Raw genomic sequence first — 15,460 nt, forward strand, 5'->3', positions numbered from 1 at the left:
CGCCGGCACAGGCTTAGCCTTTCTTTGCCCCCAGGCACTGTTCCATCACGTCCAGAAAAGCCCGGGCAGCCGGTGTGGGGCTGGACGACCACACCGCATACAAGTGCCGCACCGGCGCATCCACCAACCGCGCCACTGCCACCCCTTCGATGCCCTGAGCTACCCGCTCAGGCACCAGGCCAACGGCCATGCCCCGCTGCACGAATTTCTCCACCAGACGAACATGCCCTATCTCGAACTGCACCCGACGCTGCAACCCCACCGCCTGAAACGCCTCGTCGGTCTGTCGTCGCGCCCCGGTGCCTTCGGGGAAATCCACCAACACTTCGCCTGCCAGGTCAGCCAGCGCCAGCTGTGCCCTGCCCGCCAGGCGGTGCGCCAACGGCAACACAGCCACCAGTTCTTCCCTCGCCAGCAACCGATGCTGCACCCCCTGCACCACCTCGCCCTGCCACAGCCCGATAAAGCCCACGTCCAGGCGCCGCTCGAGTACGTCAGCGATCAGCAATTCGCTCTTGGCCGTGAGCCAGCGCACATCCACATCCGGATAACGACCGTGGAATACCGCCAACAGGTCGACCAGGTCCAGCGCGGTGAGCGAACTGATTTCACCAATCGCCAGCCGCCCGCGCACTTGGCCGCAGGCCGCCGCAACGTCATCGGCAATGCGCCGGGCCGCCTCCACCGCTGGCCGTGCACTGAGCACAAAAGCTTCCCCCGCAGGTGTCAGGCGCACCCGTCGCGAACTACGCTCGAACAGGCTCACCCCCAGCTGCGCCTCCAGCCGCGCCACCTGATGGCTAAGGGCCGACTGCACCACATGGCAGCGCTCCGCCGCACGGGTAAAACTGCCGGTGTCGGCCACGGCAAGGGCATATTCGAGCTGCTTGAGGTTCATCGATCTATCTGCTTTCAAGATGAATAGGTTGAAAACTATACATTGGTGTCATGCCAGACACTTGCTGATAATCATCACCACACACGACTGCCCCCACGAGAATTGCATGCACACCCCCAATCTCAGCCGCGCCCTGATCCTGCTGATGGCTACCGCCACAGGCCTGGCCGTGGCCAGCAACTACTACGCCCAACCGCTGTTGCACAGCATCGCCCAGCAATTTGGCTTGAGCACCGCCAGTGCCGGCAGCATCGTGATTGCCGCGCAGCTCAGCTATGGCGCCGGCCTGTTGCTGCTGGCACCGCTGGGCGACCTGTTCGAGCAGCGCCGGCTGATTACCGTGATGACCGTTGCCTCCACCCTGGGCCTGGTCATCAGCGCCTGTGCACCCAGCCTGCCCTGGCTGCTGCTCGGCACGGCGCTGACCGGGCTGTTCTCGGTGGTGGCACAGATCCTCGTGCCGATGGCAGCGACCCTGAGCGAGCCGCATCAGCGCGGGCGCGCGATCGGCACGCTGATGAGCGGCCTGCTGCTGGGCATCCTGCTGGCGCGTACTGCTGCCGGCTTCATGGCCGAGCTGGGTGGCTGGCGCAGTATCTACGTGCTGGCCGCCGTGCTGATGGCACTTACCGCGCTGGCGCTATACCTCAGCCTGCCGCAGCACCACAGCCACGCCGGGCTGAAATACCCTGCACTGATCGGCTCCGTGTTCCGCCTGTTCATCGAAGAACCCGTGCTGCGCCTGCGCTCGCTGCTCGGTCTGTTGGCATTCAGCCTGTTCGCCCTGTTCTGGACACCCCTGGCGTTTCTGCTGGCGAAAGGCCCCTATCACTATTCGGATGCGGTGATCGGCCTGTTCGGCCTGGCCGGTGCGGCGGGTGCGTTGTCGGCCAACTGGGCCGGACGCCTGGCGGACCGTGGCAAGGGGTCGCTGGGCACCACCGTGGGCCTGGTGGTGTTGCTGCTGTCGTGGGTGCCGCTGGGGTTTGCCGAACAGTCGCTGCTCGCCTTGCTGCTGGGCGTGCTGATGCTCGACCTGGCGGTACAGCTGGTGCATGTGAGCAACCAGAACGCGGTGATCGCCCTGCGGCCGGAGGCACGTACGCGGCTGAATGCTGGTTATATCACCTGCTATTTCATTGGCGGGGCGCTTGGGTCGTTGCTGGGCACACAGCTGTTCCAGCGCCAGGGCTGGATGGGGATTGTGGTGGCTGGGCTGGTGATTGGCGGGCTGGGATTGCTGGTGTGGGGCCTGGCCGAGCGTAAGCGCAAGAACACCTTGCAGGTGGCCTGATAAATGACCACTGGATTCTTCGCGGGCACGCCCGCTCCCACAGGTGCCTCACAAACCTCAGGGCAGTGATACACCTGCGGGCGTGCCCGCGAAGAGGCCATTGGCCACGGCGACAAAGTACCGCACTACCCTCCGTCGCAATGCCGTTGACTTGCTTGCCGGGGCAGCGCTCAGTAAGCGCTGGAAAATGCCCTTTCCCTGACAGGATGACTTTATGACAAGACTCACGGTGCAATCCGGCGACTTCTTGCAAGGTGAAGGCGAGTATCGCAATGGATCGCTCACACTCAAGACCGCGCGCAGCCCCTCACCCGGTGAACGGATTTCCCTGGCACGCATCAGCGACTTGCGGCTGGCCAGCCTGGAAACCAACCGCAGCCTGGGCAGCGCCTTGGGCTGGGGCGTGGCCGGCGCCCTGGTGGCAGGGCCAGTGGGGCTGCTGGCCGGGCTGTGGCTGGGCGGCAAGGAAGAAGAAGCCACCTTCCTGGCCACATTCAAGGATGGACGCAAGCTGATGGCCATTACCGATGGCAAGACCTGGTCGAAGATCGACGATAACTGGCGGCAGCACAAGCGGCCGATCAGGACAGGCTGACTGAATACGCCGGGTCTGGATCGTTTTATGGAGAAGGCGGCTGGTAAGATGCCGCCTTTTTCATGGCCTCTACCGGCCTCTTCGCGGGTAAACCCGCTCCTACAGGGATATCACCAACCGGTGTATCACCACCTGGTGTAGGAGCGGGTTTACCCGCGAAAGGGCCAGTACAGGTATCGCGCATCCAGGAGCCCCACCGCATGCCCCCGCATCACCCCCGCCTGCCCCTGAGCCTGCTCAGCCTGGGCCTGGCCCTGCAGTGCCCGCCTGTGCTTGCCGAAGACAGCGTGGTGCTTGCCCCCTTGCAGGTCTCCGACACCTTCGCCAGTGATGGCTACCAGGCACGCCAGGCGGCTGTGGGCGGTTTCCAGCCCGCGCCGCTGCTCGACACCCCCGCCTCTGTCAGCGTGTTCAGCCAGCAGCTACTGGAAGACCGCCAGGTCCGCACGCTTAGCGAAGTGTTGCAAAGCGATGCGTCAGTCGGCGAAAGCTATGCGCCCATCGGCTACTACGAAAACTTCAATGTGCGCGGCTTCGAGCTGAACGCCGCCAGTAGCTATCGCATCAATGGCCAGACCATTGCCGGAGAGCAGAACGTAGCCCTGGAGAACAAGCAGCAGGTGGAATTGCTCAAGGGCCTGTCCGGGCTGCAGAGCGGTATGTCGGAGCCGGGCGGCTTGATCAACTATGTGACCAAGCGCGCCGAAGACATACGCAGCGTCACGGTTTCGACCAACGAACAGGGCGAACGCTATCTGGCCACCGACCTTGGCGGCTGGTTCGGCAGCGAAAAGCAGTTCGGCCTGCGCGCCAACCTGGCCCATGAAGACATCCGCGCCTACGTCGACCACGCTGACGGCAAGCGCGACTTCGCCTCGCTGGCGTTCGACTGGCAGATCAACCCGGATGCCACCCTGCAGCTGGATGCCGAATACCAGCACCGCGAACAGGCGTCGGTGCCGGGTTACCAACTGCTCGGAGGCACTGAAGTGCCCCACGGCATCGACCCGAAAGACCGCCTGGCCTACCAGCATTGGGCAAAGCCCGTGCAGAACGACTCGCTGAACCTGGGCGGGCGCTTCGAATACCGCTTCAACGATACCTGGACCGGCACCTTGAGCGCCTCCCGCAGCAAAGTGGTGATCGACGACTACAGTGCGTTTGCCTGGGGTTCGAGCGAGGGGGCGTTTTTCGGCAGCAATGGTGACTACGACATCTATGACTTTCGCAGCCCCGACGATACCCGTCGTACCGACGAGGCACAGGCCACGCTCAACGGGCACTTCGATGCCCTGGGCGTGGGGCATGAGCTGATCGTGGGTACCAGTGCGCAACGGCGTACGCTGGATCAGCGCCCGTACTACAACGAGTGGCTTGGTACCGGCAACATCAACACCGGCTCCCCTGCATTCGCCCCGTCCGACAAACCCGTAGGCGCCAGCGAACGTCGACTGGACAGCCGCCAGTACGGCTTTTTCATCAGCGACCGCATCAGCTTCAACGAGCAATGGCAGGCCGTGCTGGGCGCCCGTGAAGTACGCCTGGATGAAAAGACCTGGGACGAGAACGGCGTAGCCGGGCGCCATACCCGCCAATACGAGCTGCTGCCCAACGCTGCGCTTATCTACAAGCCGCAGCCGAACACCACGGTATACGCCAGCTACGCCAAGGGCCTGTCCGCCGGAGGTACGGCCCCCTGGTTCGCCAGCAATGCGGCTGAAATCCTTGCGCCCACCACCTCCCGCCAGCTGGAACTGGGCCTCAAGCAGGACTGGCAAGGCCTGAGCCTGAGTGCCGCATTGTTCCAGATCCGCCAGGCTTACCAGTACGCACGCCCGGACGGCACCGGTAACTTCACCTACGTGCAGCAAGGCCAGCAGAAAAATACCGGCCTGGAACTGGGCGCCAGCGGCTGGGTGACCCCGAAGCTGCAGGTACAGGCCAGTGCGGCAGCCATCCGGGCGCGGGTGCAGAACAGCGGTACCGATGACTATGAAGGCCACCAGGCAATCAACGTTCCCCGGTTCCGCGCGGCGTTGCATGCCGAATACAACCTGCCAGTAACGGGCCTGGCGCTGCTGGGTGGGGCGCGCTACAGCGCCAGCAAGTATGCGAGCCAGGCGGGCAATGTGGAGGTTGGCGGGTACACCGTGTTCGATCTGGGTAGCCGTTACCGTACGCGGGTCGGCGGGTATGACACGGTGCTGCGGCTGACGGTGGATAATGTGTTCGACAAGCGTTACTGGCGCGATGTGGGCGATTACCTGGGGGACAACTACCTGTTCCAGGGGGCACCGCGTACCGCTCGGCTTTCGGCTTCGATCAGCTTCTAGATTACCGGGGCCGCCCCCACAGGAAATCGGGTACGCCTGTGGGAGCGGCCTTGTGTCGCGATGGGCTGCGCAGCAGCCCCAATGGCCTTCAAAACAAAAAGCCCCCGTGCTTTTCAGCGCGGAGGCTTTTCGTAGAATGTGGCGGTGAAGAAGGGATTTGAACCCTTGATACGATTTCTCGTATACACACTTTCCAGGCGTGCTCCTTCGACCACTCGGACACTTCACCGTTTCTCTTCAAGCCTTGCGGCCCGTCGAGGTGCGCTAATTTAGTGAAAGACTTTCCCTTTGGCAAGCATTTTTTTCAATTTTTTCATGTATTTGCACTTGGGCTGCCGTGAGCGCTGACCGACCAGTCAGCCTTGCTGCTTTACCTCGCCCCTGGCGCTGGGTAACGTCGTCGCCACGCCAACAAAAGGACTCTGCCATGAGCGAGCTGATTACCTACCACGCCGAAGACGGCATCGCCACCCTTACCCTGAACAACGGCAAGGTCAATGCCATCTCGCCGGACGTCATCACTGCCTTCAATGCAGCGCTGGACCGCGCTACCGAGGAGCGTGCAGTAGTGATCATCACCGGGCAGCCGGGCATTCTGTCGGGCGGTTACGACCTCAAGGTGATGACCAGCGGCCCCAAAGAGGCCATCAGCCTAGTCACCGCCGGTTCCACCCTCGCCCGCCGGCTGCTGTCGCACCCGTTCCCGGTGGTGGTCGCCTGCCCCGGCAATGCCGTGGCCAAGGGCGCTTTCCTGCTGCTGTCGGCCGACTACCGCATTGGCGTCGAAGGGCCGTACAAGGTATGCCTGAACGAAGTGCAAATCGGCATGACCATGCACCACGCCGGTATTGAACTGGCCCGCGACCGCCTGCGACGCTCGGCCTTCCACCGCTCGGTGATCAACGCCGAAGTGTTTGACCCGCAGGGTGCAGTGGATGCCGGCTTCCTCGACAAGGTGGTGCCGGCCGAGCAGTTGCAGGAAGCGGCAATGACTGCGGCGCGGGAGCTGAAGAAGCTGAACATGCTGGCGCACAAGAACACCAAGCTGAAAGTGCGCAAAGGGCTGCTGGAGGCGCTGGACAAGGCGATCGAGCTGGACCAGCAGCATATGGGCTAGCGGCACGGCCCCTTTCGCGGGCAAGCCCGCGCCTGCACATCCGCCCTCTACGCGGGGAAATCCGCAATTCAACGGGCATACGCAACCTGTGCAGGAGCGGGCTTGCCCGCGAAAGGGCCGGAACAGGCCTGCACCAAGGTTTGCCCCAACCAGTGCACACCCGTACACTGCCCGGCGACTGTCTGGTGTGAGTCGTACCATGCTTTATTCATTGCGTATGTTCCTGCTGGGGCTGCATTTTCTTGCCGTTGGCGTCGTGGGCCTGATCATTGGCCTGTGCCGCCCCTTCAACCCTGACAACAGCCGCGTTTTCGCCCGGCTCTACAGCTTGCCGGCCACCTGGCTGATGCGCATCAAGGTCAAGGCCGAAGTCGGCCCATTGTGGGACCACCCGCCCGGCTGTGTGATCGTGGCCAACCACCAGTCCAACTTCGACCTGTTCGTGCTGGGCCAAGTGGTGCCACAACGCACCGTCGCCATCGGCAAGAAGAGCCTGGGCTGGATCCCGCTGTTCGGCCAATTGTTCTGGCTGGGGGGCAACGTGCTGGTCGACCGCAAGAATGCCTATCAGGCGCGCAAGGCCATACAGAAGACCACCCGGGTTCTGCAGGACGACACCTCGATCTGGATTTTCCCCGAAGGCACCCGCAATGCCGGCGAGCATTTGCTGGCGTTCAAGAAAGGCGCATTTCATATGGCGATCGAAGCCGGTGTGCCGATCGTGCCGGTCTGCGTCAGCCGCTATGCCAGGCGCCTGAGCCTGAACAGCTGGCGTCAGCGCACGGTGATAGTGCGCTCGCTGCCGCCCATTGCCACGACGGGCATGACGCCGCAGGATCTGCCAGCGCTGATCGAGCAGTGCCGGGGGCAAATGCAGCAGTGCATTGACCGCATGGAAAAAGAACTGGCCTGATCCGGGTTGCTCTGGCGCCGGGTACAGCCCAAGCTGTATCCGTGTTCAACCGAATAAGCGGACAACCATGGGTCGAGTCGTGGCATCGGCGGTGTACAGCGCCGGCAGAAAGGTCACCAACATCAGCATCGACGAAGGCAGCGAGTGGGCGCGCAAGCCGGGGCATTTCGTGTGGATCGGCCTGGAAGAGCCCAATGCCGAGGAACTGGCCAACCTGCAGTCCCAGTTCAACCTGCACGAACTGGCCATCGAAGATGCCCTGGAAAAACACAGCCGGCCCAAGCTGGAAACCTTCGGTGACGCGTTGTTCATCGTCACCTACTCGCCAGTGCGCCACGAAGGCAAGCTGGAATTCATCGAAACCCATATCTTCGCGGGCAACGGCTACATCATCACCTGCCGCAACGGCCACTCCAAATCCTACGCCATGGTCCGCCAGCGCTGCGAGGCTCGGCCCCTGCTGCTGGAACATGGCGAAGACTTCGTGCTGTACGCCCTGCTCGACTTCGTCACCGAGAACTACCAGCCGGTCAGCGAGGCCATACATGGCGAGATCGAAGAGCTGGAGGAAAGCGTACTGGGCGGCTCGCTGCAGGAAGACGACATCCGCCGCCTGCACAGCCTGCGCCGCGACATCCTGCGCCTGCGCCGCTACGTGGCGCCCATGGTTGAAGTGAGCGAAGAACTGCAGCGCCTGAACTTCCCGTTCATCGACAAGAACATGCGCCCGTACTTTCGTGATGTGCAGATTCACGTGACACGGCAGATGGAAGACCTGGCCGGCATCCGCGACATTGCCAGCCAGACCATCGAGATCGGCATGCTGCTGGAGTCGTCACGGCAAAGCATCGTGCAGCGCAAATTCGCGGCCTGGGCGGCGATTCTGGCGTTCCCTACGGCGATTGCCGGGGTGTACGGCATGAACTTCCAGAACATGCCAGAGCTGAGCTGGCACTACGGTTACTTCGCGGTACTGGGGGTGATTGCGACGGGGTGTGCCGGGTTGTATGCCAGCTTCAAGAAATCGGGTTGGCTTTGATGGCCTCTTCGCGGGCGCGCCCGCTCCCACAGGTTGCTCACAATTTTCAGCATTGTGCGCAACCTGTGGGAGCGGGGGTGCCCGCGAAGGGTTGCAACCGATTATGCGGCGCTGTCGCCGGCCTTTGACGGCTGCTGGATAAAGCGCAACATCCACTCCCCTACCAGATCGCCCTGGTGCTCGGTGGCCAGGCTGGCGACGGCCTTGTGGTACACCTCGTCACCCAGGTATTCCTGGCGCGCATCGAGCAGTGCGCGGGAGTAGTCGTGCACGAACTCCGGGTGGCCCTGGAAGCACAGCACCTGGTCGCGAATGTGGTACGCCGCATTCGGGCAGAAATCGCTGGAGGCGATCACCGTAGCGCCTTCCGGCAGCTCGGTCACCTGGTCCTGGTGACTGATCAGCAAGGTCAGCTCCGACACCTCCGGGTCCATCCACGGCGCATGCGCCGCCAACGAGTAGCGATGGATACCCACGCCCCAGCCTTGCTCGGCCCGCTCGGCCTTGCCACCCAGGGTCAAGGCCAGCAACTGGTGGCCAAAACACACGCCCAGCAGCTTCTCACCACGCTCGTACAACTTGAGCAGGTAGGCCTTGAGGGTCTGGATCCACGGATCGGTACCGAACGAATCGGCCTTGCTGCCCGTCACAAGGTAGGCATCGAACTTTTCACTGTCGGCGGGATAGTCGCCGTGCATCACGTTGTACACACAAAATTCGGCGGCAATCGGCTGACGCGAGAAGAGCTGCTCGAACATCCTGCCGTAGCCCTGATATTGCGCCGTCAACTCCGGTCGCAGGACATCGGTTTCAAGGATGCAGATGCGTAACGACATAGGGGTAGTCCTGAACGACATGGGTGGGAATCTGCTGTAGAGACTGCCGCGAAAGGCACGTACAAGCAAGTAGGCTGCGCTGACGAACGGTCACATTTCGTCGGTGCGTGCCTGGCACTTGCGCCAGTGTCTAGATAGAGCATGCCAGCTGGCTGGCACTTGGCCTCATAGCCAAAAGAAATTTTTTTACCAAGCATTTAGAACAAAGGGTTCTCAAGCATGGATAACGCACACCCTACTGTTGGATGTATATCCACTTTCAAGAGGCAAGCAGTCAGGCGCCACGCAACGCCACTGTGATCGACCCGAAACGCGACAAGGAAGCCAACGGGTATTCAGGAATAACAACAAGAAGGCGGTCCGCCATGTTCAGACAATCGAAAATTCGCCAAGCTGGGCTCATTCTATTCGCCACTACATTGCTATTGATCTTGCCGAACCTTACACGTTTGTTTGGCTGACGGCGGCAGTGGCGCCAAGGGGCAACGCACAGGTAACCTGCTGGCCTTGATGGTCGGAGATTGCCTATGCGCCACTGCCTTGCCTTCCTAGCGTTGCTCCTGAGCCTGCCATTGTCGGCGGCGCAACTGCACCTTGAACTGGGGGCTACACCGCGCCAGTGGAGCAGCGCCGAACTGCTTGGCCATCCTGAGGCCCAGGATATCAGCATCGAACAGGACGTTTCCTACAAACGCCCCATGCGCTATCGGGCGGTGCCGCTGGCCACGCTGCTGGAAGGTGTGAGCGCGAGCGATCACCTGCAGGCCGTGGCGCTGGATGGCTTTGCCGCCGAAATGCCCGCCGCGGCATTGCTGCAGCCAGGGCCGGCAAGGGCCTGGTTGGCCGTGGAAGACCCAGGCAAACCGTGGCCGCCACTGGCTAAAGGCAAGCCAAGTGCCGGGCCGTTCTACCTGGTGTGGACTGCACCGCAGGCCAGCGGCATCCGCCCTGAACAGTGGCCCTTCCAGATCGCCACCCTTCGCAAGCTGGCCCCGGTGCACCAGCGGTTTCCCGCACTGCTGCCCGACCCGAAGCTGCCGGCCGACAGCCCGGTGCGCCAGGGCTTTGCCCTGTTCCAGCAGAACTGCCTGGTGTGCCACCGGTTGAACGGTGCGGGAGATGGGCAGGTGGGGCCGGACTTGAATGTGCCGCATAACCCGACCGAGTATTTTCAGCCGGTTTATTTGCGCAAGTTGATACGGGACCCGCAGAGCCTGCGGCAGTGGCCGCAGGCGAAGATGCCGGGGTTTGCCGAAAGTGTGTTGAATGAGCAGGAACTGGATGCGCTGCTGGCCTATTTGGGGCACATGGCAACGCGTAAGCCTTGACGGCCTCTTCGCGGGTAAACCCGCGAAGGGGCCTACACAAAACTGTCAGGCCGTGAGCCGTTCGTGCTTGACGCCCCACCCTTCCACCTCACCCCCATACGGTGTCACCAACTGCTCGAAGGCCTCTTCAAAGTCGCCAATCCCCCCATGGGTGGCGTACATGACCTTGCTCAGTTCCAGGTGCCAGGCACCGTCGCCCAGCTCCTTCACCTGGGCATTGAGCGATTCCCCGCGAAACTGCCCGGCGGCACGACGGGCCCCTGCTTCGTCCGGGAATACGGCATAGAACTCGATGGGGTGGATCTGGGTGAAGTCGAAACCGCCTGCTTTCATCTGGCGCAGGACGTTGCTGCTGATATCGTCGTTCTGGCTGCTCATGAATCGTCCTCCTGAATAAAGCAATGGATAGACTTTCCGTGCACTACGCACCTGCCGGCATTGGCCGGGCAGTTCGAGCTGATGCAAGACGCGAATTATTGAGGCGGCGCCAACCCGCAGAACAGGCAGGCCCTCCACCAGCGTAGCGCCTGCCAAGGCAGCACGCAAACGTGTGGTTCAGGGTGCTTCGTGAATGCTGGTGATGGTCACACCACTGTGCTCTTTGAGCCAGCGAGCAGTCGGGGAGATGATACGGTCCTGGAAGTCGTTGAGGTCCAGCTCGTCCATCACCGGAAACAAGTGTGAGCGAATGGCCCGCGCAGCGTCTTCCTCGCTGGGGCAATGCTCGGCATGCAACAGCAATGCGGACGGTTCGCCCTTCTGGTCGGCAAAGATGACTTCCCACTCTTTCATTGAACGGACCCTCTCAGTCAACGAACACCAGGTGTGTGATGCCTGAATAACTGACCTTGGGGCGGGGAGAATGTTCAGTCCGGGAAAGTTGTGCGGGGCCCCTTCACGGGCTTGCCCACTCCCACAGGGCCAGCACAAGGTTCGAACCCTGAGCAATGCCTGTGAGAGCGGGCAAGCCTGCGAATGGGCCGCAACGCGGCCCCGGTTTACTTCTGCGTGCTGTGCACTGCGCCAGCGGTATTATCCAGCAGGCTCTTGGTCGCAGTCTGGATATACGCTTCCAGCCTCTTGAGCATTTCCGGCTGGTCCGGGCTTTCGATCAGCTCGGCCTTGAACTCGCTGCCCAGCTGGTAGCGGTACATCCGCGGGCTCATGTCCTTGGACTCGATCAGGATACGGTCACCCTGCACCAGCCCGACGATCTGCTCGCTGCCCGACGGCTTGATCATGCCCACGCCCTGGTCACCCTCAGGCAGGTTGAGCAGGTCGCGCCCCCAGCACTGATGGCGCGTCTTGCCGCCCAGGCGCCCCATGATGGTCGGCACGATGTCAACCTGGGTACCCACGGTGTGGTTCACCGCCCCGAACTTCTCCTGAATGCCCGGGGCAATCAGCAGCAACGGCACGTTGAAACGGCCCAGGTCCAGCTCGGTAACCTGCTGGTGGTTGCCAAAGCCATGGTCACCGACGATGACGAACAGGGTGTCCTTGAAGTAAGGCTCTTTACGCGCCTTCTCGAAGAACTGGCCCAGCGCCCAGTCCGAATAACGCATGGCGGTCAGGTGCTCGTCCAGACGGCCCTGGCCGGTAACCTTCTCTACCGGCAAGTCCTTCGGCAGCGCATATGGCGTGTGGTTGGACAGCGTCTGCAGCAGCGCGTAGATCGGCTTCTTGCCATCATGCTTGGCCAGCTCTTCGTTGCCGCGGTCGAACATGTCCTGGTCGGACACACCCCAGGTCGGGTCGGAGAACACCGGGTTGACGAAGTCATTACGGCCGATGAAGGTGGTCATCCCCTGGTTGCCAAAGAACCCGGACTGGTTATCCCAGGCAAAGTCGCCGTTGTAGACATACACGTCGTCGTAGTCACGGGCGCCGAGCAGGGCTGGCAGGCCCGACAGCTTATGGCCGCCTTCCGGGGTCTGCATCAGGTATTCGAAACCTGGCAGGTTGGGGAAGCAGGCCATGGTGGCGAACATGCCCTGGTGGGTATGGGTGCCGTTGGAGAAGAAGCGGTCGAACAGCAGGCCTTCTTTGGCCAGCTTGTCGAAGTACGGGGTGATGTTGTTGGGGCTGCCCAGCGCACCTACCGAGTGGCCGGCGAAGCTTTCCATCAGGATCACCACCACGTTCTTGATCGGCAGGGTCCGGTCAGCCGGCGGCACAAAGTCGCGACGGATAGCGGCTTCGTCGGCGTCGACCAGTGTGTCGTTGGCCGTCAGCAGTTGCTCACGCACACTTTGCGTGGCCACGTCCTGCTCCAGCACCGGCTTCCAGATGTTGGCACGGTCCTCGCTGAAGCGGCTCTTGGCGGCGTCGATCAGGGTCAGGGTACCGTTCAGGCCCAGCTGGTTGACGAAGTTGGAGTCAGTGGTAAAGGCATCACCCCAGCGCATCGGCGGGCCCTGGCGCAGGGTGCCACGGGCAGCGACCACGGCCACCAGCAAGATCACCATGAATACCGCCAGGCGCTTGTACCACGGGGCAACGCGGTACAGGCCTTCGGCTCGGGTAGCGCGATCGATACCTTTGAACAGCAGGCTCAGCAGCCAGGTACCGAGGGCCCAGGCCAGCAGGTAGCGCACCACCGGGAAACCGTACCAGAGCATGCTCATGACGGTTTTAGGGTCTTCCTGGATGTACTGGAACACCAGGCCATTGAGGCGCTGGTGGAACTCGCGGTAAAAGTCCATTTCCATCAGGCCGAGGAACATCACCACGCTCGAAGCGAGGGTCAGCCAGAAACGGAACACACCACGCCGGGCCATGGCCCAAGGGCTGAGCATGGCCAGCAGCAGTGGGATGCTGATGTACACCACCACCCGCAGGTCGAAGCGCAAGCCGTTGAGGAAGCCTTCGGCGACAGTCGCATAAGGGGTATCGCCGACCATGTCGTTGTTGTAGGCCAGCAGCGCCAGGCGCACGAGGCTGAGCATCAGCATGATCACCAGGCCGCTGAGCAGCGTGTAGGCCAGGTGGGATTTCAGGGTCGGCGAAAACGACGTTCGCGCGCCCTGTTGCTTCAAGGCGTCCGTGTTAGCCATGAATGGGAAGGTCCTAGGATTGCGGTTTGCGAAGAGGCGATGGCGCTAGACCAACGCAGCATTATGCGGGTGCGGATTCTGTTTAAACCCATGTGAAAATTTTGTCACGGCCCTATTTCTGGCTATGTCAGTAACGCGCCTAGAGCCGCACATTCCCCCGCGGCCCGGCAATCGCCCAGATCACCAGCCCCACCACCGGCAGCAGTGCGATCAACAAGATCCACAACACCTTGATGCCCACCTCGCTGCCACTCTTGATCACGTTGAGAATGGCCCAGATATCCAGTGCCAGAATGATCAGCCCGACCAGGCTGTTGAAGGTAGATCCCATGTCTGAATTCCTGTCAGAGGCTTTGCTGCACAGCATAGTCAGCTATCGCGCCAATAGAAGGGAATCCTTGGCGGAAGTCGCGGGTCCCTCGTTAGACTGACTGCATTCATTGATTCGAGGTTCGCATGCCCCCTGCCCACAGCCAAAGCGCCGCCCCATCCTCACTGCTGCAGGCCTGGCGCCAGCAGGTCACCGATACCCCCTGGCTCAGCGCCGGCCTGGGGCTGAGCCTGCTGGCGGTGTGCGTGCTGCTGGCCGCCAGTTTCTGGAACGCGGTGAACGGCGACCATGCCGACAACCTGCACCTTGCCATGCTGGGCGGATTGTCCGGCTTTGGCGCCACTGCGCTGGGCGCGGTGCTGGCAGTGGTGCTGCGCGATGTCAACGCGCGCACCCAGGACGTGATGCTGGGCTTTGCGGCCGGCATGATGCTGGCCGCCAGCTCGTTTTCGCTGATTCTGCCGGGCCTGGAGGCTGCCCGCGAGATCACGGGCAACGGCCCGGCCGCCGCGTTTACCGTGGTGCTGGGCATGGGCCTGGGTGTGCTGCTGATGCTGGGCCTGGACCGCTTCACCCCGCATGAACACGAAAGCACCGGCCCGTGCGGGCCCGAAGCCGAGCGCATCAGCCGGGTGTGGTTGTTCGTGCTGGCGATAACCCTGCACAACCTGCCTGAAGGCATGGCGATTGGCGTGAGCTTTGCCAATGGCGACATGAACATCGGCCTGCCGCTGACCAGTGCCATCGCCATTCAGGACATCCCCGAAGGGCTGGCCGTGGCGCTGGCCTTGCGCGCCACGGGGCTTTCGAACCTGAAGGCGGCGTTGGTGGCGATTGGGTCGGGCCTGATGGAGCCGCTAGGGGCGGTGATCGGGCTGGGGATTTCTACCGGCTTTGCCCTCGCCTACCCGATCAGCATGGGGCTGGCGGCAGGGGCGATGATCTTTGTGGTCAGCCACGAGGTGATCCCCGAAACCCACCGCAATGGGCACCAGACAGCGGCGACCCTGGGGTTGATGGGCGGGTTTGCGGTGATGATGTTTCTCGACACTGCGCTGGGCTGAAGATTGATGTTTCGTGAGCCGGCCTCTTCGCGGGCTCGCCCGCTCCCACAGGGTTATCACAGGGCCTGATGCGGTGGAGTACCTGTGGGAGCGGGCATGCCCGCGAACAAGCAATTACTGGTATCAGATGTGGACGGCGACTTTCAAAGCCTCCAGCGCCGGCTCAACCTTGATGCCCAGCTCTGCGCCCAGCTCCATCACCCGCGCCAGGTCCTGCTGCCCCACCATGACCATCTGCAGTTCGTCATCCAGCAACTGGCTGAAGTTGAGCAGCACATAACCACCCGCCTCCTTGTTCAGCGCGCCCATCTGCACCTGAATGCGGTTGAGCGCAGTCAGTGGTTCGGTACGGACCAACTGCTTGGGCTTGAGGGTAAACGGCACGCTGTTGTCGAACGAGTCGCTGATCTGCTGGAACAGGTCTTGGTAGCTGTCGGCCTGGAACACCACGGTATCCGGCAGGCTGCCGAGCACCACCCATTCGCCCAAGGGAATCGGGAAAGTGTCGTCGTAGTTGATGTCGGGGTTGGCGGCCAGGAAGGCGACAGGGTCGGCGTAGGCCTGGGCGGCCTCGTCGGCAATACGCTCGATGTCTGCCTCACGCATGCAGCCGGCGCCAATGAGGCTGATGAATTCGAGCAACTGAGTTTTCATGA

General features: G+C 62.2%; 15 protein-coding genes and 1 tRNA gene. 8 read left to right on the forward strand and 8 right to left on the reverse strand.

The features are described from left to right. Nucleotides 1–13 precede the first annotated feature (13 nt). Nucleotides 14–898 carry a LysR family transcriptional regulator gene (locus tag QCL51_RS18250; RefSeq protein ID WP_021783103.1) on the reverse strand — a complete coding sequence of 295 codons (885 nt, stop codon included), beginning with the start codon at nt 896–898 and terminating at the stop codon, nt 14–16. A gap of 106 nt (nt 899–1,004) precedes the next feature. Between QCL51_RS18250 and QCL51_RS18255 the strand changes: the two genes are divergently transcribed. The 3 genes from QCL51_RS18255 (at nt 1,005) to QCL51_RS18265 (ending at nt 5,120) form a co-directional block, all read left to right on the forward strand. Continuing rightward, nucleotides 1,005–2,192 carry an MFS transporter gene (locus QCL51_RS18255; RefSeq protein WP_338443937.1) on the forward strand — a complete coding sequence of 396 codons (1,188 nt, stop codon included), beginning with the start codon at nt 1,005–1,007 and terminating at the stop codon, nt 2,190–2,192. A 214-nt stretch (nt 2,193–2,406) separates the two neighbouring features. After that, nucleotides 2,407–2,787: a hypothetical protein gene (locus QCL51_RS18260; protein ID WP_012053335.1), complete on the forward strand. Its 381-nt coding sequence runs from the start codon at nt 2,407–2,409 to the stop codon at nt 2,785–2,787. A gap of 200 nt (nt 2,788–2,987) precedes the next feature. Then, nucleotides 2,988–5,120: a TonB-dependent siderophore receptor gene (locus QCL51_RS18265; protein WP_331245286.1), complete on the forward strand. Its 2,133-nt coding sequence runs from the start codon at nt 2,988–2,990 to the stop codon at nt 5,118–5,120. A 139-nt stretch (nt 5,121–5,259) separates the two neighbouring features. On the opposite strand, the gene QCL51_RS18270 is transcribed toward QCL51_RS18265, so the two are convergent. Further along, a tRNA-Ser gene (locus QCL51_RS18270) sits at nt 5,260–5,349 on the reverse strand. Between the two features lie 198 nt (nt 5,350–5,547). On the opposite strand from QCL51_RS18270, the gene QCL51_RS18275 reads away from it, so the two are divergent. The 3 genes from QCL51_RS18275 (at nt 5,548) to QCL51_RS18285 (ending at nt 8,189) form a co-directional block, all read left to right on the forward strand. Next, complete coding sequence (locus tag QCL51_RS18275) at nt 5,548–6,237, forward strand: crotonase/enoyl-CoA hydratase family protein (RefSeq protein ID WP_028698250.1); 690 nt, start codon at nt 5,548–5,550, stop codon at nt 6,235–6,237. 199 nt (nt 6,238–6,436) lie between these two features. Continuing rightward, nucleotides 6,437–7,150, forward strand: a complete 714-nt coding sequence (locus QCL51_RS18280) for a 1-acylglycerol-3-phosphate O-acyltransferase (RefSeq protein WP_021783099.1) — start codon at nt 6,437–6,439, stop codon at nt 7,148–7,150. 67 nt (nt 7,151–7,217) lie between these two features. Beyond that, complete coding sequence (locus QCL51_RS18285) at nt 7,218–8,189, forward strand: magnesium and cobalt transport protein CorA (protein ID WP_021783098.1); 972 nt, start codon at nt 7,218–7,220, stop codon at nt 8,187–8,189. 101 nt (nt 8,190–8,290) lie between these two features. On the opposite strand, the gene QCL51_RS18290 is transcribed toward QCL51_RS18285, so the two are convergent. After that, nucleotides 8,291–9,025, reverse strand: a complete 735-nt coding sequence (locus tag QCL51_RS18290) for an amidotransferase (RefSeq protein ID WP_010952873.1) — start codon at nt 9,023–9,025, stop codon at nt 8,291–8,293. A 527-nt stretch (nt 9,026–9,552) separates the two neighbouring features. Here QCL51_RS18290 and QCL51_RS18295 point away from each other — a divergent pair. Beyond that, the gene (locus QCL51_RS18295) at nt 9,553–10,353 is read left to right on the forward strand and encodes a cytochrome c (RefSeq protein WP_028698249.1); all 801 of its coding nucleotides are present in this window, start codon (nt 9,553–9,555) and stop codon (nt 10,351–10,353) included. A gap of 45 nt (nt 10,354–10,398) precedes the next feature. On the opposite strand, the gene QCL51_RS18300 is transcribed toward QCL51_RS18295, so the two are convergent. The 4 genes from QCL51_RS18300 to QCL51_RS18315 form a co-directional block, all read right to left on the reverse strand. Further along, a complete protein-coding gene (locus QCL51_RS18300; protein ID WP_003252824.1) occupies nt 10,399–10,731 on the reverse strand; it encodes a ribonuclease E inhibitor RraB in 333 nt (110 codons plus the stop codon). A gap of 177 nt (nt 10,732–10,908) precedes the next feature. Then, nucleotides 10,909–11,145, reverse strand: a complete 237-nt coding sequence (locus QCL51_RS18305; RefSeq protein ID WP_021783096.1) for a hypothetical protein — start codon at nt 11,143–11,145, stop codon at nt 10,909–10,911. A 206-nt stretch (nt 11,146–11,351) separates the two neighbouring features. After that, a complete protein-coding gene (locus tag QCL51_RS18310) occupies nt 11,352–13,409 on the reverse strand; it encodes an LTA synthase family protein (protein ID WP_028698248.1) in 2,058 nt (685 codons plus the stop codon). A 139-nt stretch (nt 13,410–13,548) separates the two neighbouring features. Beyond that, nucleotides 13,549–13,740, reverse strand: a complete 192-nt coding sequence (locus tag QCL51_RS18315; protein ID WP_003252818.1) for a PLD nuclease N-terminal domain-containing protein — start codon at nt 13,738–13,740, stop codon at nt 13,549–13,551. Nucleotides 13,741–13,865: 125 nt separating this feature from the next. On the opposite strand from QCL51_RS18315, the gene QCL51_RS18320 reads away from it, so the two are divergent. Beyond that, nucleotides 13,866–14,804 carry a ZIP family metal transporter gene (locus QCL51_RS18320; RefSeq protein ID WP_021783094.1) on the forward strand — a complete coding sequence of 313 codons (939 nt, stop codon included), beginning with the start codon at nt 13,866–13,868 and terminating at the stop codon, nt 14,802–14,804. A 123-nt stretch (nt 14,805–14,927) separates the two neighbouring features. Here QCL51_RS18320 and QCL51_RS18325 read toward each other — a convergent pair whose 3' ends face one another. Continuing rightward, nucleotides 14,928–15,458, reverse strand: a complete 531-nt coding sequence (locus QCL51_RS18325) for a hypothetical protein (protein WP_021783093.1) — start codon at nt 15,456–15,458, stop codon at nt 14,928–14,930. Nucleotides 15,459–15,460 lie beyond the last annotated feature (2 nt).

The organism is Pseudomonas sp. LTR0 (assembly GCF_036630035.1).
GTDB classification, from domain to species: domain Bacteria; phylum Pseudomonadota; class Gammaproteobacteria; order Pseudomonadales; family Pseudomonadaceae; genus Aquipseudomonas; species Aquipseudomonas putida_Y.